The organism is Sphingopyxis granuli NBRC 100800 (assembly GCF_001591045.1).
Lineage (GTDB): Bacteria > Pseudomonadota > Alphaproteobacteria > Sphingomonadales > Sphingomonadaceae > Sphingopyxis > Sphingopyxis granuli.
On sequence record NZ_BCUA01000021.1, the window covers coordinates 14,793 to 33,613 of the forward strand.

Annotated in this window: 14 protein-coding genes; 9 read left to right on the top strand and 5 right to left on the bottom strand. The window is 60.8% G+C overall.

Translation table 11 applies throughout. The annotated features are described in order from the left end of the window. Nucleotides 1-126 precede the first annotated feature (126 nt). Nucleotides 127-2,637: a TonB-dependent receptor gene (locus SGR02S_RS07255; protein ID WP_082797009.1), complete on the bottom strand. Its 2,511-nt coding sequence runs from the start codon at nucleotides 2,635-2,637 to the stop codon at nucleotides 127-129. Between the two features lie 384 nt (nucleotides 2,638-3,021). Between SGR02S_RS07255 and SGR02S_RS07260 the strand changes: the two genes are divergently transcribed. The 7 genes from SGR02S_RS07260 to SGR02S_RS07290 all read left to right on the top strand — a co-directional run bounded on the left by SGR02S_RS07260 (nucleotide 3,022) and on the right by SGR02S_RS07290 (nucleotide 11,158). Continuing rightward, on the top strand, nucleotides 3,022-3,927 hold the full coding sequence (locus SGR02S_RS07260; protein WP_067107359.1) for an SDR family NAD(P)-dependent oxidoreductase: 906 nt from the start codon (nucleotides 3,022-3,024) through the stop codon (nucleotides 3,925-3,927). Beyond that, entirely contained in the window at nucleotides 3,927-4,739 is an 813-nt protein-coding gene (locus tag SGR02S_RS07265) for a phytanoyl-CoA dioxygenase family protein (RefSeq protein ID WP_067107362.1), read from the top strand. The genes SGR02S_RS07260 and SGR02S_RS07265 overlap by 1 nt, the downstream gene beginning before the upstream one ends. Nucleotides 4,740-5,001: 262 nt before the next feature. Then, on the top strand, nucleotides 5,002-5,217 hold the full coding sequence (locus SGR02S_RS20005; protein WP_156482999.1) for a hypothetical protein: 216 nt from the start codon (nucleotides 5,002-5,004) through the stop codon (nucleotides 5,215-5,217). A 628-nt stretch (nucleotides 5,218-5,845) separates the two neighbouring features. Then, nucleotides 5,846-8,287 carry a polyvinyl alcohol dehydrogenase PvaA gene (gene pvaA / locus SGR02S_RS07275; protein ID WP_082797010.1) on the top strand — a complete coding sequence of 814 codons (2,442 nt, stop codon included), beginning with the start codon at nucleotides 5,846-5,848 and terminating at the stop codon, nucleotides 8,285-8,287. A 42-nt stretch (nucleotides 8,288-8,329) separates the two neighbouring features. Next, nucleotides 8,330-8,719: a c-type cytochrome gene (locus tag SGR02S_RS19540; RefSeq protein ID WP_053552582.1), complete on the top strand. Its 390-nt coding sequence runs from the start codon at nucleotides 8,330-8,332 to the stop codon at nucleotides 8,717-8,719. Continuing rightward, entirely contained in the window at nucleotides 8,716-10,281 is a 1,566-nt protein-coding gene (locus SGR02S_RS07285; RefSeq protein ID WP_067107373.1) for a class I adenylate-forming enzyme family protein, read from the top strand. The genes SGR02S_RS19540 and SGR02S_RS07285 overlap by 4 nt, the downstream gene beginning before the upstream one ends. A 49-nt stretch (nucleotides 10,282-10,330) precedes the next feature. Next, nucleotides 10,331-11,158 (top strand): SDR family NAD(P)-dependent oxidoreductase, encoded by an 828-nt coding sequence (locus SGR02S_RS07290; RefSeq protein ID WP_053552584.1) that lies wholly within the window; start codon nucleotides 10,331-10,333, stop codon nucleotides 11,156-11,158. 56 nt (nucleotides 11,159-11,214) lie between these two features. Here the strand turns inward: SGR02S_RS07290 and SGR02S_RS07295 are convergent, their stop codons facing one another. Both SGR02S_RS07295 and SGR02S_RS07300 read right to left on the bottom strand, forming a co-directional pair. Continuing rightward, entirely contained in the window at nucleotides 11,215-12,468 is a 1,254-nt protein-coding gene (locus tag SGR02S_RS07295) for an MFS transporter (RefSeq protein WP_082797011.1), read from the bottom strand. Nucleotides 12,469-12,478: 10 nt separating this feature from the next. Beyond that, a complete protein-coding gene (locus SGR02S_RS07300; protein ID WP_156483000.1) occupies nucleotides 12,479-12,820 on the bottom strand; it encodes a hypothetical protein in 342 nt (113 codons plus the stop codon). 280 nt (nucleotides 12,821-13,100) lie between these two features. On the opposite strand from SGR02S_RS07300, the gene SGR02S_RS07305 reads away from it, so the two are divergent. Then, complete coding sequence (locus SGR02S_RS07305) at nucleotides 13,101-14,558, top strand: spinster family MFS transporter (RefSeq protein ID WP_053552587.1); 1,458 nt, start codon at nucleotides 13,101-13,103, stop codon at nucleotides 14,556-14,558. Between the two features lie 44 nt (nucleotides 14,559-14,602). Further along, on the top strand, nucleotides 14,603-15,391 hold the full coding sequence (locus tag SGR02S_RS07310) for an enoyl-CoA hydratase-related protein (protein ID WP_067107379.1): 789 nt from the start codon (nucleotides 14,603-14,605) through the stop codon (nucleotides 15,389-15,391). A gap of 9 nt (nucleotides 15,392-15,400) precedes the next feature. Here SGR02S_RS07310 and SGR02S_RS07315 read toward each other — a convergent pair whose 3' ends face one another. Together SGR02S_RS07315 and SGR02S_RS07320 are read right to left on the bottom strand one after the other, a co-directional pair. Continuing rightward, on the bottom strand, nucleotides 15,401-16,909 hold the full coding sequence (locus tag SGR02S_RS07315; protein ID WP_158501079.1) for an MFS transporter: 1,509 nt from the start codon (nucleotides 16,907-16,909) through the stop codon (nucleotides 15,401-15,403). 189 nt (nucleotides 16,910-17,098) lie between these two features. After that, on the bottom strand, nucleotides 17,099-18,091 hold the full coding sequence (locus SGR02S_RS07320; protein ID WP_156483001.1) for a TetR/AcrR family transcriptional regulator: 993 nt from the start codon (nucleotides 18,089-18,091) through the stop codon (nucleotides 17,099-17,101). Nucleotides 18,092-18,821 lie beyond the last annotated feature (730 nt).

The following is an 18,821-nucleotide window of genomic DNA, read 5'->3' on the forward strand; positions in this document are numbered from 1 at the left end:
GCAAGGCGGGCAACGGCTGCCCGTCCTGCCAGGAAAGATCGTTGCGCACGGCGTAGGCCCATAAAAAGCTGGCCCTGTCTTGCGACAGGGCCAGTTGAGAGGATAATCGGAGAGGCATTTCCTCCACTAGAAGCGGTAGCGGGCCGTAAGGGACCAGTGTCGATCCGCACCGTAATAGACATTCTGCTGCACCGAACCCGAGCCGAAGGTCGCGAGAACTGAGCTATCGGCATAACGTTTCCTGAACAGGTTGCTCACAACCGCAGTGATATCGAGCCGCTCGTCGGCGGTTCGATAGGTCAGCGTCGCGTTCACGAGCGCGCGTCCGGGAACGCGAAAGTTCGGAAGCGTGAACGGCGACGTATAGAAACTCGACTGATAATAGATGCTGCCGCCGGGATAGAGGCGGCCGGCGGCGCCCATATCGATGCCGTAATAGCCGTAAAGGGACGCCTTATGTCGGGGCGCGCGCGGAAGTTCATTACCGGTCAGGTCGAGGGGACCATAATCCGGGTTGGGAACGAGATTGGTCGGCGAATCCAGAAACTCCGGTACTGCGATATTGACGACGCCGCACGTCGATGATCCCGGAGCTTGCGGACAGAAATCGGTGAATGTTGGGTGCAGATAAGTGTAGGATGCAACGACGTTGGAGAAGTCGTTGGGCCGCCAGGACAACTGCGCTTCCGCGCCGTAGATCTCGGTCTTCTTGGCGTTTGCGAAGGTGGTGAACACCGGTCCCAGCACCGGTCCATCTGGCCCGACAAACGTTCCGCGCGTCCGGATGGGAATCTGCTGGTCGTGGAAGATCTGATAGAAGATCGAGCCATCGAAACGCAGACGACCGCTTGTCCAGTTACCCCCGATCTCGAAGACGTCGAGATATTCCTTGTCGGCGATATTGTCCGGCGGCAGGCCCTGTCCAAGCGTGAATGCCGACGACTGATAGCCGCGCGCATAGGATGCGTAAATCTGGTCGCCGGGACCGGGGCGCCATGCGATCGCGGCCCGTCCAGACAGCCCCTTGTCACGCCGCTCTGGATTTGCGCTGTGGACGAGTGGCGAGAAATCGCCTGCATAGAGTGGCGGATAATAATAGATGAGGCGGAAGTCGGTCTGCGCTTCCTTCTCGTCCATCGTATATCGGAGGCCCCCGTCGAAACGGATTTCGGGCGTAATGTCCCAGGTAACATTCCCGAACACCGCATTCGACCGGATTTCATAAAGATTGCGTTGTTCATACGTGGAGCGCCGCGGGTTGGGCGCAAGCGTCAGTCCGGGGGTTCCCACGATGGGATTGAGGATTGCGTCGGTCGCGTTGGCAATATTCTCCCAATATTGCTCGTCGAATTTCTGGTTGAAATAGTAAAAGCCGAGCACCCAGTCGAGCGGGCCGTTCCCGTTGCCCTCGAGGCGGACTTCCTGCGACCAGAAATAATTGTCGTTGAGATAATTGGTCCGATAGTCGGTTGGAACCTGGGTGCCCGGCTCAAAGGTACCCGGCGCGATCGTATCGCCATCATAGCTCACACGCGACGTGAGGTCCCGATCCGCTTCGCCGGACGATACATATTCCTGATAGCCACCCGTATAGAAAAATGTGGCAAAGCCGAGATCAAGATCAGCGTTTAGCACATTCTGGAAATTGCCGCGCAGACGATCGTAGCCGACGACATTGACGTTGGTCTGATATGGCTGGTTGGGAAGCGGTCCGTCGTATCCGAACGCGGGATTGGGCGACAAGTCGCCGAACGCCGCGCTCGTATTGCCGTTAAGGCCATTGTTGTAGCGGCTGACAGTCGGGTAACCTGGCTGGTTGTCGTAGCTGAAGGTCGTCGCGCGATTGCGGACATGCAGATTGCCGATGTTCCAGTCGAGCTGGAATTCAAAATAGGTGTTGTCGATAGCAAAGCCCGCGCCCTTTGCGCCGCCGACCGCCTTGAAGATGCTGGGTTGGACAAAGCGCTGCATCCCGACACGGAAACCCAGATTGTCGGTGATCGGGCCGGACAGGTTGGCGCCGAAGTTATAAGCGCCCGCCCGCGCGGTACCGGCTACGACTTGGGCCGTGAAATCCTTGGTCGGCGCGCGCGAGATGACGTTGATCGCGCCCGCGATCGCGTTGCGCCCATAGGTGGTGCCGGCCGGCCCGCGGACAAATGTGATATTGCCCCCGAACAGCGTCGACTCGGCGATGTCCTCGGGCACGAGGTTGATGAAATTATCGATATATTGGATCACGGTGTTTTCTTGCCCAAGCAGCGTCTGCGCGGTTTGGCGGCCAACCCCGCGTACGTTGATCCCGAAATCGCCGGTGATGTTAAAACCCGGTTGCGAGCGGATCAACTCGCTCGCCGAATTCACGCCTGCCAAGTTGCGATCTTCCGCCGAGATGACGGCCTTCGGCTGCGGCTGATCGAGAAGCTTGCTGAAACGGCTGCCCGTAACCGTGATCTCGCGTTCCTCGACCCCCGATCGAGGGGCTTCATCCGGTGTCTCGGAGTCCTCCTGGGTCGTTTGCGTGCTGGCCTCGGCCGGACGCTCCGCCCGTTCGTCACTGACTTGCGCCGCCGCCGTGCTCGCGATCAGCAACCCCGAAACAGCGCAGGACATGCGCAAAAGACATTTCACCGACATCACTTCCCTCTCCCTGCCCGAATCATTCGGGAATTCACGGCTCGTTAATCCAAACCGTATTTCTTAAAACGATGTTTTGACTCTTTCGGTGTGATAGTCAAGCAGCTATATTGCGCTATATGAAGGAGGGGATGGAGGATATGCGGGCGAATCTCGTTCATACCTATGTTCTTAATATGAATCCTCTATGCGCAGGTTCGCGTTCCGCCTCCGCGCTCTCGGCCGCTCCCCGTCGGAGGGGTTCGTCGGTCCCCTGTCCATCGACGCAATCATGCTTTTAACAGATATAAGGTATATTATAATTTATTGTATAATCTCGATAATTACATATTTTAAGAAAAGAGGTTTGATCATGACTCGGTCGCGGCAAGGAGAGGGTGTGCGATGAAGGACTTCAAGGGCAAGGTGGCCGTGATTACGGGCGGCGCCAGCGGGATCGGCTTGGCCCTCGCCAATCGTTTCGGGCGCGAAGGGTGCCGAATCATGCTGGCCGACATCGAGGAGGAGGCGCTGCAGGTCGCGGTCGATCAGCTGCGCGGCAGCGGGATCGAGGCGGAGGGTCACCGGACCGACGTTTCGGATCTTCATTCGGTGGAGGGCCTGCGGGATCGGGTGAATTCGACATTTGGCCATACGGCTCTGTTGTTCAACAACGCGGGTGTTTCGATCACGGGACCGACCTGGAAGATGTCGCCCGACGACTGGCGCTGGGTGTGGGACGTGAATGTCTGGGGAGCGGTGAATGGCATACGCGCCTTTCTTCCCGACATGATCGATCGGGGCGAGGGCGGGCATGTCATCAACACCGGTTCGCTGGCTTCGTTCAACGGCAATGGCGATCACGCGCCCTATTGCTCGTCCAAGGCGGCCCTGCTGGGGATGAGCCAATCGCTCTACAGCGAAATGGCGGCGATGATGACCGGCATTGGCGTATCCATCCTGTGTCCGGGCATGGTTGCAACGCAAATCCACCGGAGTTGGCGGAACAGGCCAGAGGCCGACAATGCCTGGAGCGACCGCGAATATGCCGACGAAGCGTTCAGGCAAGGCAGTGAAGAGTTTCAAGGTCGCGGGCTGAGCCCGGAACAAATTGCCGATGCGACCTTCGACGGGGTCCGGAACGGCAGCTTCTATATCTTTGCCGGCAACACCTGGTCGGCATTCTTGGCGGAGACCATGGGGCGCGCCATGCGTGCCGAAAATCCGCTGGTCATGACGTGGGGCGAGGATCGGCGCCCTCTCGATGAACGTGAGCTCCTGCCCTGGCACGCTATCTCGGGGACTGTGTGATGAGATTTCGGACGCTGACCGACGAAGAGATCGCCCACCACGAAGCGCAACTGGAGCGCGACGGTTATACGATCGTCACGAGTCTCATAGACGACGCCGGTTGCGATCGCCTTCGGGCATGCCTCGACACGCTGCATGATGCGCAGGCCTTCGGCGACAATGATTTTGCGGGAACGAGAACGAAGCGCGTTTTCAATCTCTTCGCCAAGACCAGGGAGCTGGATGCCTTGCTGACCGAGCCCTCCGTGGTTCGGCTGGTCCGCCATCTCCTGGGCCCCGAAGCGCAACTCTCGATCGCATCCACGATGGAAATCCATGGCGGAGAAACTGCGCAGGCGATCCATCAGGACGATGCCTATTTCCCGGTACGCCCGCATCCTCCGCTGGTCGTTAACACGATCTGGGCGTTGACGCCCTTCACGGACGCCAATGGCGGGACGCGCGTCGTTCCGGGTTCGCACCTGAGTTCGGATCCGGTCGATACGCGAGCGCCCTCGATCGCTATCGAGATGCCGCGGGGTTCGGCATTGCTGTGGGACGGCCAGCTCTGGCATGGCGGCGGCGCGAATGTAACGCAGGAAGCGCGCTTCGGCCTCAGCCTCAACTATTGTCGCGGGTGGCTTCGCCAGCAGGAAAACCAGTATCTCGGGCTTGATCCCCAAGTCGTTAGCCTGTTGCCCGACGACGTTCAGAAGCTGCTGGGCTACGATATTTGCCAGTTTGTCGGCTGGGTCGACGGGCGTCATCCCATGCGTGCGATCCTGCCCGATGTTCGCACCCGGATATATGCAGGCCGGCGGGGAGCGGATTGAAGTTCCGATGCTCCGGAAAATTCCCGTGGCGTCTGATGCCCAGCTTTCCGCGGCATACTATATTTCTCTCGCATCAAGACTTGGTTATCTTTCAATGGGGGAGGGCAGGCCCGCGAGGCGTCCCTCCTGCTGAGAGAAGCCGGCCATTCGGGGATTTTTTTTTGTTTATTTATTAAGGGGATAAACGAGGGTGCGCGGCTCGCTGGTGCCCGGGAGTTTTTGATGCCGTCGCCTTCTGGTTTTTTGCTGGGCAGGCTGGAAGATGGCTGATGCAGCAATCAAGATCGGCCGCTGTCAGGCGATTCCCGGTATTCACGATGATCGACAGAAAAACGTCATTACCGTGCGCGTAATCGGCTTGGGCTGCCATTTTGGGATCGCGGAGGTGGGGTGCGCCATGGTGCCTCTGGACATTAATGAGAAAACTGGTATGTCGGCGGAAAGATATGGGAGAGAGGCATGTTCAAACCTGTTGTAAAGTCGCGGCCAAGCCGTTCGTTTTGTTATCTTGCCGGCTGTCTGGCGATGGTAGCCGCGACCCTCTCTTCAACAGCGCAGGCCAAGAGCGAATGGGCCTGCCCCGAGGGATTTACGCCTAAGGCGGGCCTAAACACCGATTTCCCATCCGACGGCAAGAAGCGGGCCTTCGTCGTCGTTCCACCGAAGGATTCGGCCGGGGGTGCCCCCGTGTGGGTTCCGATGGTCGGCACGGTCGAGGCAACCAACTGGAATCTCAACGCACCTAGAAGCGGCAATAACGCGAAGCTGGCCGAGCATGGCTATATGGTAATTTCTCCTGTTCGCCAGTGTGCGGAGCAGGATCCGAATCTCGGGGCGGGCGCGTGCAACGGCGTGGGCAAGGATGGATGGACGTGGAACCCTTGGAACGACGGGCGTGCACCCGATGCTTCAGGCGACAAGTACAAGACCGATGCGGGTGACGATGTCCGCTTCTTCGAGGCGATGGTCCGCTGCGTCGGGACAAAGTGGAAGCTCGACCGCAAACGCCTCTTCCTGGGCGGTATCTCGGCGGGTGGCACGATGACGAACCGCGCCTTGCTGTTCGATTCCGAATTCTGGGCCGGTGGAATGCCGATCTCGGGCGAATGGTATTCGACGAAGGACGATGGAAGCACCGTCCCCTTCCAGGAAACGCGCAAGATGGTGGCGGCCGCGCCGGCCAAGATCTGGCAGGGCCGCGTCGGCCCCTATCCCTTGCCGTCGAAGCTAGACCCGATGGTCGTGATCACTGTGTGGGGAGGCGAAAAGGACTTGTGGGACTGCGGGCCTCCGCTCGGTCTTTGCTCGGACTATCGCCCCACCACGCAGGCCAGTTCCAACTATTTCAGCTCGATCTCCAACGTCGTCCATGTCGCGTGCAGCGCTACGCACGGACATATGTGGCCGCAGGTCAATACCGACGCCTTCAATCTCTGGGCTTTGAACACGATGGCGTCGCATCCCAAGGGCAGCTCGCCCAAGGATTTCAAACTCACCGCCCCGCCGGAAGGTTATTCGTGCAAAATCGGACGATTTACGGATCATTACAAATGAGCAAGCTCACAGAAGCGATGAGCCGGATCATGGGCTCCCATGCTTGGGGCGGGGCTGTTTTTTCGGCAGCGACACTGATCGCTTTCGGGTCGGTCGTACATGCATCCGGCACCGTGGCCGAAACGGCGCCCCAATCCGGGCATGCTGTCCCGGCAGACCAGCTCGATGGCGAGACCCTGTACAAGGCGCGCTGTGCCGCCTGCCACGACAATGCGGAAGGGCGTACACCGAGCCGGGAGGTGCTTTCGAAGAACCCGGCCAGTTTCATCCTCGCAAGCATGCGAACGGGCGCGATGGTACCGATGGCCGAAGGCCTGACGCTCGAGGAAATGACCGCGATCGCGCGTGCGGTCGGGAAGGCAGACGCAAAAACCGACGACGGCATCGACTTGCGCCGGATCTGGGGCAACAGCGTCGAAGGGACGCCGCTTGATGCACCACAATGTTCTTCGGCGCCAACGCCCGTCGATCTCGGCGCGGCCAACCAGTGGAACGGCTGGAGCACCGAAAAGGATAACGGCCGTTTCCAGCGCAAGCCCGCACTGGACGTCGCCGACATACCGAAGCTTAAACTGAAATGGGCATTCCAGTATCCCGGCTCGAAGAACGGGCAGGCGACGGTCATCGGCGACAGGCTGTTCACGACCAGCATGTCGGGCGCGGTTTATGCTCTCAACGCCAAAACCGGCTGCGTTTATTGGCGGCACGCCGCCGAAGGCGCGACGCGCACCAGCCCCGTCATCGCGGCCCTGCCCGAAGGCGCGCCAGCGAAGACCGCGCTCTTCTTCTCGGACTTTACCAAGGCGGCTGTCGCACTTGATGCCGAAACCGGCCAGCAGCTCTGGAAGACGGTGGTCGACGACCAGCCGGCGTTGCAGATGACCGGTTCGATTACATATTGGGACGGTAAGATCTATGTGCCGATCTCGTCGGGCACCGAGGCATTTGCGCAAATCCCGACATGGGAATGCTGCAAGTTCCGGGGCGCGCTTGTGGCGCTCGATGCTGCGACGGGCAAAATCCTCTGGAAGCGCTACACAACCGAACAGGAACCGAGGCCGTTCAAGCTCAACAAGGCCGGCCGGCAAATGTGGGGACCTTCGGGCGGCGCGATCTGGGTAACGCCGACGGTCGATGAGGCGCGCCGCCTCATCTATGTGGGAACGTCGAACAGCTATACCGATGTTCCCTACGACAATTCTGACTCGGTGATGGCCATCGATGCCGACACCGGCGCCGTTCGCTGGACCGTGCAACTGCTCGCCGACGACAATTATATCGACGGCTGCTGGCAGAAGGGGAAGGAGCATGCGAACTGCCCCAACCCGCTTGGCCCCGACTTCTCGATCGGCGCTGCGCCGATTTACAGGAAGATGGCGGACGGAAAGGAGTTTCTCCTTGTCGGGCAGAAATCGGGCATGATCTACGCGCTCGATCCGGCCAACAAGGGCGCGAAGATCTGGGAGCGGCAGCTGAGCCTTGGTAGCGCGCTTGGCGGCATCGAATTCGGTACGGCGGCCGATGACGGCAAGGTCTATGCGGGTGTTTCCGATATCGCGAGTCAGGCCAAGGACCGCGGTAAACCTGGTCTCTGGGCGCTCGATATTCGGACCGGCGAGGTCGCCTGGAACTTCCTGAACGCGCCGGATACGAAGTGCCGCTGGAACAACTGGTGGTGCCATGGCGCCTTCAGCCAGGCGATCAGCGTTATTCCCGGTGCGATCTTCGCTGGCAGCTATGATGGACATTTCCGCGCCTTCGATACCGCGACGGGCAAGATCATCTGGGACGTCGATACCGGCACAAAGGCGGTCACGACGCTGAGCGGCGCGAAAGCCTTTGGCGGCGTGATGGACGGGGCAGGGCCGACGATCGCCGGCGGAATGGTCTATGTCCATTCAGGTTATGCCGGCCGATCGAGCGAAAGCGGCGGGCGGGACCTGCGCGGCACGGACGGCAACATCCTGATGGCCTTCTCGGTCGATGGAAAATGATCGCTAATGCCTGTCGGGCGAGGATCAAGTGGAGAGCGTTGGATGAATGATGCGTGCAAGTTGACTGTTTTCGGATCGGTCGGTGCCTTCCTTGTAGCGACCCTCACGGTCGAGACCGATGCATCTGCTAAGGCCCCTGCAGCGCCGGCCGCATTCGCCCGATGTGCAGCTTGCCATTCGGTGGTTCGCGGCGCGCCCAATAAAATGGGTCCGAACCTTGCCGGGATCGTCGGGAGTAAGGCCGCCACGCGTCCGGGTGGCCGATATTCGCCGGCGCTCAAGAAGAGCGGCATTGTCTGGAACAAGGCCAATCTCGCCGCCTATCTCAAGAACACCCAGACGACTGTCCCCGGCACGACCATGCCCAATCCGAATATTTCGAAGACGGCCGACAGCGACGCGATCATTGCCTATCTGACGGCATCCAAATGACCGACATCCCGGCTGAGATCGCCTCCTGTCAGGCGCAGGAATTCGGTACATTCGAACGGCTTTTTGCGCTCCACGCCAAAGCCTTCCCCGATGCGTGCGCCCTGAACTGCGAGGGTGAGGAAATCAGTTACAGCGCGCTCGATGCGCTTGCCGATCGTGTCGCTGCCAGCTTGCAGCGCGATGGTGTCGAGGGCCGCGACGTTGTCGCCATATGCGCGTCGAGCAGCATCGCCTATGTCGCGGTCTTCATCGGGACCTTGCGGGCAGGGGCGGCCATCTCGCCCTTGTCTCCGACGTCAACACCGGACCAGCTTGCGGCCATGGTATCCGACAGCGGAGCGACCCACCTCTTTGCCGATGGTTCGGTCTCGCGAGACCTTGCCGGCGTCGAGGACGGCATTACCGCAAAACGCGTCGCGCTGGACGACGGCGCGCGGGGTGCGGGGTTCGCAGACTGGCTGCTGGCCGACGGGGCGGCGCCGACGCCTGTTCCGGTCGAGCCCCACTGGGCCTTCAACATCATCTACTCGTCGGGCACCACCGGGACTCCGAAGGGCATCGTCCAATCCCATGAGATGCGATGGAATCATGTCGGGCGCCTCGGCGGCTATGGGCCGGGGTCGATCACGATGATCTCGACCGGGCTTTATTCCAATACCACGTTGGTCGTGTTCCTGCCGGCGTTGGCAACCGGCGGCACAGTTGTCCTGATGCCGAAATTCGACGCGCGCCGCTTCCTCGAACTGAGCGAACAGCATCGCGCGAACTATGCCATGCTGGTGCCCGTGCAATATCGCCGCATCCTCGATGTGCCCGACTTCGACCGATATGATCTTTCGAGTTACATCATGAAATTCTGCACATCGGCGCCCTTTTCGGCAGCGCTAAAGGCCGAAGTGCTCGCCCGCTGGCCGGGCGGCCTCATCGAATGGTACGGGATGACCGAAGGCGGCGGCTCGTGCCAGCTCATCGCCCATGAACATCCCGACAAGCTGCACACCGTGGGCCAGCCGCTCCCGGGGCATGAGATCCGGGTCATCGATGCCGACGGCAAATTTGCCGCGCCCGGCGAAGTGGGCGAAGTGGTGGGCCGGTCGGGCGCGATGATGAATGGTTATCACAACAAGCCCGACAAGACGGCGGAAGCCGAATGGTACAGCCCGGAGGGCGATCGTTATATTCGCACCGGCGATCTCGCCTCGGTCGACGAGGACGGCTTCTTCACGCTGATCGGCCGCAAGAAGGACATGATCATCTCGGGCGGCTTCAACATCTATCCCGTCGACCTCGAGGCCGCGCTCGTCGCGCATGATGCCGTGCGCGAAGCGGCCGTCATCGGTGTGCCGTCGCGCGACTGGGGGGAGACACCGGTCGGGTTCGTGACCCTCGTGCCCGGAGGACAAGCCCATGGCGACATGCTGCGCGATTTCGCCAATGCCCGGCTCGGCAAGACGCAGCGGCTCAGTGAAGTGCGCGTTGTCGATGCGCTGCCGCGAAGCGCCATCGGCAAGATATTGAAGCGCGAGCTCCAGGACCTGATGGCCTCAGAAGGCGCGGCCTGAGCTCCGGCAAGCAAACTACGATTTTCAACATCGATCAAGGAACAGGGATATGGGCGAAAGGCTTGTGGGTAAGGTCGCGCTGATTACGGGCGGGACGAGCGGGATCGGCGAAGCGACGGTCGAACTTTTTATCGAACAGGGCTGCAAGGTCGTCTTTACGGGACGCAATGCCGACAAGGGTGCGACCATCGCGGCGCGCCTCGGCGATGCGGCCTTCTTCGTCGAAGGTGACATCCGCAGCGAAGCGGCCGTCAAGGCGGCGATCGACGCGACGACGGACCGGTTCGGGCGGCTCGACTGCCTTTTCAACAATGCCGGGGGCCCGACGCGCGGAACGCTAGAGACCGTCACCTGGGACGATTATCGCGATGCGATGGATTTGCTGGTCGCCCCAGTGGTGTTCGGTATCAAATATGCGGCGCCGATCATGAAGGCGCAGGGTTCGGGCGCGATCATCAATAATGCCAGCGTCGCCGCACTGCGTACCAACTATGGCGGTCATCTCTACAGTGGCGCGAAAGCGGCCGTCCGCCAGATCACCAAGGTCGCGGGATCGGAACTGGCACCATGGGGCATCACCGTCAACTCGATCGCGCCCGGCGGGATTGCGACGCCGATCTTCTTCGGCGGTTCGGAACGTGCGGCCGGCATGGAGGAAGGGCATGTCGCCGCCAGTATGGCGAAGCTCGAAAAGAATCTGGCGTCGGCAACGCCGATGCAACGCTCGGGCTTTCCGAAAGATATCGCCTATGGCGCGCTCTACCTGGCGAGCGACGAGGGTCGGTTCGTGACCTGCCACGATCTGGTGATCGACGCGGGCATGACCGCTGCCGGCAAGACCAGCTTCGAAGGCAAGCCGCCAGCACCGACCTGGTAGGGCACCCAGGTCAAGCGTTGCGGCAAGGCCGACCGGAACTGCTCTGGTCGGCCTTTTTATTTGGGCGGTGCTTTCGATATATTGTGCCGTCGCTCATGCCGTACGGCGCTCAGCGCCAGGAGTATTGCGGGGGCCACGAGGCCGGCGGCCGCGAAATAGGGGAGGTTCGGACTGATATGGCTAAATCCGAGACTTGCGGTGAAGGGGCCCGTCGTTCGCCCAAATGCTCCGGTCGCGTTGTTGAATCCGAGCACCTGACCTTGGCGTGAGGGATCGCACGTTCGCGAGATCAGCGTGACAACATTGGGAAATGCAATCGACTGCCCGGCCGCCGTCAGCGAAATCAGGGCGGTGGTCATCATCAGGCCGTTCGAAAAAGGCTGAAGAAAACATCCGACGACGGTCATGGCCATCCCGCCGGCAAGGACATGGGCTTCGCCATATCGTTCCGACAAGCGGCCGGTGACAAAAATCTGGGTAAAGGCGGAAATTGCGCCCGCAATCGCGAAACATTGCCCGATCTCACGCGCCCCCCAGCCGAAACGCGCATGCGCCCACAACCCGAACATCACCTCGACCCCGGTGAAGGCAAAGCTCACGAGCAGGGTCAGCAGCATCAGGCGGCCGATGACGGGATGCTTGACGACCTGCGCGAGTGCGGAGCCGATCTTCAATTTCGGACGGGCGACGACGATCCGTGTGCGCGGTTCCTTGACGAACAATAGGAGCGCGACCAACGAGCATGCCGATGCAGCCGATGCCAAGAGCAGCGGGATGCGAAAGCCCGGAACGCCGCGGCTCTCATCGACAAAGCTACCCCCTATCGCGGGACCGACGATCAGGCCGATGGCGAAGGCCGCGCCGAGCCAACTCATTCTGCGCGCCCGTTTCTCGGGTGGCGTTACGTCGGCAATATAAGCTTGTACGACTGAACCGTTCCCGCTGGCGAACCCGCCGAGCAGCCGGATAGCGAAAGCAAGCCATGCGGTGTCGGCAAAGGCGAGTGCCAAATAACAGAGGCAATTGCCGGAGACCGTCGAAATAAGCAGAATGCGTCGGCCATAAAGGTCGCTGAGCCGCCCCCATAATGGCTCGCCGAACAGGCTGCCGACCGAAAAGGCCGAAAAAATGAGTGCGACCTGCCAGGGCTCGGCGCTGAAGGCGAGGCCATAGAAGGGGAGCAACGGTATGACGATACCGAAGCCGACCATGTTGATGAACAGGATGCCGACGAGGGTCAGCGCGGCATAAGCCGGCGGCCCGTCCTGATCCCCTCGCAACGAGCCGCGAGCCGCTATCCCCTCCGACATTCGCGCGTTTCTACTTTCCCTCGCGCCCCGCGACGATCGAATTGGAATAATATCGGTCGTCGGTGACGAAAATCTTCCACTTCGAACCGACCTTCTTCTTCGGTCCGAGCGCACAAAGCGGCGGTGCTGCCGGCGCCTGATAGCAAATCTGTCCCTTCACGACCTGCCAGGTCCCGGCAGATTCCACGCCCTCGGTGACCGACCGGTACGTGCCGTCAGGGTCGACATAGGTCCGCGTCTCGACGCCGTCCGGCGAAATAGACAGGATCGTGTTGCCGAACGCGCCTGCCATCGGACTTTGTGCGTCGCTGGCCATGGCCGGGGCGGCTGCGGCCAACAGGATCAGGGTCAAAATCGATTTCATTCCTCTCCTCCTCATTCTGGCACTCACCCCGCTGATGGGCGATGTGCTTTGACCGCATGGACGCCTTGACGACGCGGTGTCACTGCAATGACTAGATCTCTTATATTAAGAATATTGGTATGTCTCAACCTTCTTTCCGTCTGTCAGGTGACGAGTCATTGGAAGTGAGGTTTTATGAAGTTAGATCGACGGAATATGGCGCTTGCTCCTACGCGATTTGACGCTAAGCAGAACGATATAAGAAAATAGGTCTGGCAAGGGAGCGAGGATGAGCGGCAATAAAACGACGCAGGTTGGTGCGGTCGATCATCACCAGCGCAAAGTCATGCTCGCGATGATGACGGCCGCCTACACGCTCAATTTCGTCGACCGGACGATCATCGCCTCGATCGGGCAGGCCATAAAGGTAGACCTCAAGCTCACCGACACCCAGCTCGGCCTCTTGGGCGGCCTGTATTTCGCGCTGCTTTACACGATCCTGGGGCTTCCGCTGGCAAGGCTCGCCGAGCGCGTGTCGCGCGTCAACATCATTGCCGTTGCCATATTCATCTGGTCGGGCTTTACTGCCCTGTGCGGTCTGGCGACGAGCTATTTCTGGCTGGCGCTTTTCCGGTTCGGCGTCGGTGTCGGCGAGGCCGGATTGTCGCCGCCCGCGCATTCGGTGATCAGCGATAGCTATGAACCCAGCAAGCGGGCATCGGCGCTTTCCATCTATTCGCTGGGCGTCCCCATCGGTGTGATGATCGGCGCGGTGGCGGGAGGCTGGCTTGCGCAGAACTATTCCTGGAGGGTCGCCTTTATCGCGCTGGGGTTCCCGGGCGTCATCTTGGCGCTGACTATGAAATGGCTGGTGAAGGAACCTGTTCGCGGCGCGATGGAGGAGGTTCCTCCGCCGCCGCGGCCCGCCTACAGCTTGCGCGGCGACCTCGGCGAGATTGCCTGCGTCGGCAGGAAGCTGTTCGGCAACTGGATTCTGTTCAACATGATGATCGGGATCACGCTTGTCTCCTTTGCCGGCTATGGGGGCGGTGCGTTCATCCAGCCCTATTGGAGCCGCGCATTTGGTCTGGATTATGCTGAAATCGGTCTGATCACCGGGCTTATCGGCGGCTTTAGTCAGGGCGTGGGCGTTCTGTTCGGCGGTTTGCTCAGCGACCGGCTGGCGCGCTCGGGCAAGGCTGTATGGTATGGCCTGGTGCCTGCCCTCGGTATTGCTGCCGCCTATCCATTCATCCTTGCCATATACACGGTGGAAAGCTGGCAAATGGCGGCCATCTGGCTTCTGTTTCCCGGTGCGCTTTCCTATACCTATATGGGCCCCACCTATGGCGTGGTCCAAAACAGCTTCTCGCCGGCGCAGAGGGCAACGGCGACCGCCGTTCTTTTCTTCGTGCTGAACCTGATCGCACTGGGCTTCGGGCCGCCTCTGACGGGCATGCTGATCGATCATCTGGGCGCGGCCCATTTCTATGCCGCCGATCCGCTCTCGACATGGTCGGCCTTCACCCAGGCCTTTGGCGCCGACACGTCGGGCTTTCAGGCCGCATGTCCCGGCGGCGTCGGGGCGGTGGCGGGAAGCGGCGCCGACCGGGCCTGCAAGGCGGCCGTCGAAGTCGCGACCCGCGAAGGCGTGCTGATCGCATTCGGCATCAGCCTGTGGGCCGCGTTTCATTATTTTCTGGCGGCTATGGCCCTTCGGCGTAGCAGGGAGTCGCGGGCCGTCTAGGCGCTGAAATGAATACCTCATTTCTTAAAGACGCTGGAGTGAGCATGGATCGAGAGCCGTGGGAAGCGAATCTGCTGGCAGTTCCCGATGCGCAGGGCGTGCTGATCTTGCGCCTCGACAGGCCCGAGCGGCGCAATGCGGTTGCCACGGACGTGTTGCAGGCGATTGCCGCCGCGCTGCAAGCCGCGGCTGCCGATCCCGCATGCCGCGTCGCGGTCGTGACGGGCACGCGGGATATTTTCGCCGCGGGGGCAGATATCGGCGAGATCGAAATGCTCGGCCCCGACGATCCGGTCGACGGCACCCGATATCGCGCCTGGCAGTCGATCCGCGCCTTTCCCAAACCCCTTGTCGCGGCCGTCGAAGGCTGGTGCCTCGGGGCGGGACTCGAACTCGCGATGGTCGCGGATATCGTCGTCGCCGGCGATGAAGCGCAATTCGGTCAGCCGGAGACCAATCTCGGTTTCATCCCGGGAGGCGGCGGAACCGGCCTCCTGACACGCCGGGTCGGGCGGGCGCTTGCCAGCATGATGATCCTGACCGGAAAGCCGATCGGCGCCGATCGCGCGCTCGCGGTGGGCCTGATCGCCGAGGTCGTGCCGGCCGGCAGCGCGCTCGAACGCGCCGCAGAGATCGCAGCTATTCTGGCCGGACGAGCCCCGCTGGCGCTTCGCGAAGCAAAAGCCTGTATTCGCGCAGCCGATGAGCTGCCGCTGAGCGCGCATCATGCCGAGGAACGGCGACGGTTCATCGCCCTGATGGGAACAGCCGACAAGGCCGAGGGCATTGCGGCGTTTCGTGAACGTCGTCCGCCGCGATGGGCGGGGGCCTGACCCGGGCCTCTAGCCTCCCAGCGCTGCGCTATTCTCGCTTGCCTTGCTTCGCTCCGCGAGCGTCCGCAGATTGGCCTCGTGCATGGCCTTGGTGATCGGATAGGCGATAATCAGCCCGAGCGCACAAAGCTGGAGCGCCATGATCACGGCAGGTTCGGTCCAGGCGAAATTGACCAGCACCTGCTGGCTGACGTCGCCGACCTTCGCATTTTCGGGGAATTCGACGAACGCAAGGATGATGCCCGCTCCGAACGCGCCGATTCCCGATGTTGCCTTGAGCATGAAGGCATTGGTTGCAAAGATCAGCCCGGCCGAATGCCGGCCGGTCCGCGCGGCGCTATGCTCGACGACGTCGGCCAGCAGCGACGATCCGATCGTACCGAGGCATACCGCAAGCAGCGTGTTGATGAAGCTCGACGTGAAAAGGAGCCAGTAGAGCAGTTCGGTCCCGTTGGCCGGAAGCCATCCCATCAGGCGGCTCCAGTACATGGCCGGACTCGCGATGATGAAGGCGATCCACAGCATGATCTGGGCGCGCTTCTTTCCCATCCGCGTCGCGAAACGCGGCGCGACGAACAGGGCCATGAACACCGCGGCGAAATTTCCGACCAGCAGCAGCGAAATCTGGTCGCCAGTCAATTCCCAGAAATAAACCCGGAAATAGGTCAGAACGGCGGCGGCTATACCGGTTGCCGCATAGCTGAACAGCGTTGCCCCGGCGATCGTCAGGAACGGCCGGTTGACGATCGTCTCCATCGTTTCCCGCGCCGAGCGGGCGAAAATGAAGGGACGCCTTTCGGGCACTGGCCGGAATGTCCTGACCAGATGCTGCGTGCCGTAGCTCGAGATGAGGATGGCTGCGAACATCATCAGCGACGCGGTCAGCCCGTAAAGCGAATATCCTTCGATATTCAATGTTCCGGTCGGATGTTCAGGGGTCGAGCGCAGGAAAACGCTGAAGCCCAATATGCTGATCGTCAAGCCGCCTATCCATCCGAAAAACCAGCGATAGCTCAGGAACTCGGTGCGATCGTCATAGCTTTCGGCCAGGTCGACGACGAGCGCCGAACTCGGAATCTCGTACATCGAGATGCACAGCCGGATGAGGATCGACAGGATGAGGAGATACCAGAACAGCTCCTGCGCGTCGTAATCGGACGGCGGGTTCCAGAGGAAGAAATAGCTGACCGCGATGGGCAGGGCCGCAGCATACATGAAAGGATGCCTGCGCCCGAGCCTCGATCGGACATTGTCGGACCAGGTCCCGATCAGCGGGTCGGCGATCGCATCGACGAGCAGGGCGACCATGATGGCCAGGCCCACCGCGGCGGCGGGCACGCCCAGCGCCTGGTTATAGAAGATCATGAGCAGATAGGTGAAGCCATTGTCCTTAACGCCAAAGGCGATGGACCCAAGGCCGTAGAAGAATTTGACGCGCCACGGGCGTTTGGCCGGCTGGCCGCTCCCCGCATCGGCTCGGGCCTGCGCGCCTTCACGATCAGCCGCTGCTGACGCCATGTCCATCCCCTCCGACGGCATTGCTCAGATGCGGCATACCGTTTTTCTCAAATGCAAGCTATCGGTTGGTTCGCTTATGTCAATAGGATGAATTGCGCCCCCACGAGGATGCAGTTCGCCGGACGCGGATCATTGCTTCCCGAAGGGGGAAGGATCGATCAGCAGTGAGGCGGGAATTGCCCGGCCGCGCTATTCGGCCAGGAAGCCATAGAAGAGGGGCCACACATAATATTGCGCGGCATTTTCGACTGAGGCGCTCGGAACCCACCGCTGCAGTTCTTGCGCCGAGTTCACCATGCCCGTCACCATTTCCGAGGCGACGCGCATGTCGCATAGCCTCACGGACCCGTCGACAAGACCGTCATTGAGCATGTCGGCAAACCGATAGGTCGAAAGCGTCAGCTTGCGCTGCATTTCCATGCGGAGCTCGGGACCCACCGCAGTGAGGGCCGATGTGCGCAGAAGGGCTCCTTCGGGAAGCATTTGCCTCGAAACGAGGGATACCGATGCCGCCGCGACATGCGAGAGTCCGTCCATTTCTTCGGCCATGGCCAGGTTCTGAGCCTCGCGGACGATGTCGAACGTCCGTTCGAAACATGCCACGACCAGTTGGTCGCGCGTCTCGTTGTGATGGTAGAAGGCGCCCTTGGTGACCTTCAGCGTTGCCGAAATGCGATCGACCGAAGCGCCGCGGTAGCCATGATCGTTGATGAGATCGGTCGCCGCGCGAAGGAAGCTGTCTTGCGACAATTTATCCGTCGACACGAACGGCGTCGGAATAGCCGCCGCGGCATTGGTGAGATCGACGCGCTGAGCGGCGAGACCATGAAGCAGCACATCGGCCATGCGGTCGGCAACGCGTGTGAAGTCTTCCGGCACATAGTTCCAGATCCAGACCACCGACCAATGCATCTGCGACAGCAGCATATGGGCATAGGCGCTGCGCTGCTCCTGGGAGATTGCGCGCGGCATGTCGTCGAACAGCTTCCGCGTGGCGCGAAACAGCCCGACGTACGCCGCTCCAACCGTGCTCAGATGGGGTTCGCCGAGCGCGCGCACGTCACCGAAATGGACAAACTCGGGAATCTCTTTACGCGCTACTCTGGCGAGCAGCGCGAAGTAACTGTTCAGAAACGAGCGGATCCGTTTCTCGAAGGGCGTTATCGTCAGGGCATCGCTCACCAACTCGTCGTGCAATGAGATCGAGTGGAGAAACGCTGCCGAAACCAAATCCTCCTTCTTTTCGTAATAGTAACGAAGGCTTTTTCAATTGAGGCCGATTTCGGAAGCGACAACGGACAGGGTCGCGTCCCGCAACCCGTGCTCGTTAAAAAGCGCTCCCGCCGCGTCCAGAATCTCCTGCTTGCGGACTTCGAAACGAGGCCGCCTCTTTTTTTCAGGAGATTGCGAACTCAATGTAACCGTCTCAGGCAATAGGTGGGTTCCTCATATACATGTCATTCTGCCTACCAACGAGCGCCCTCGCTAGCAAGCGATGCCCTTTTGCCTCGGTGGGAGCGCACGGCGTCAAGGCTGTTGATTTGGGTCGCTGGCGAGTGGAACTGTTCGCTGATAGCTTGTCGCATGATCGCAGAACCCGCGACCGCGCTCGCGCCTCCAGAGGAACAGTGCCTGCCGAACGGCGTATCGACCGTCGGGCACAATGGCCGCTATTACCGATCTGCGCCCAAGGACTGGCCGCTATCGGCCAACTTCTCGAGCCGCAGCGGATCTGTGAGCGCGCTAAAAAGAACGCCCGCCCAATCGAAACCGGGCGGGCGTCAGATGAAGAGCTGTGTTTCCTGAAAGGAAGAGCTCTCCTGGGTCGCACGGGGCGGATAGCGTCGCAGACGGAACGATTATTGTACGGTAACGCCAAAACGGATCGGCGGAAAACGGCCATTATTCGCTG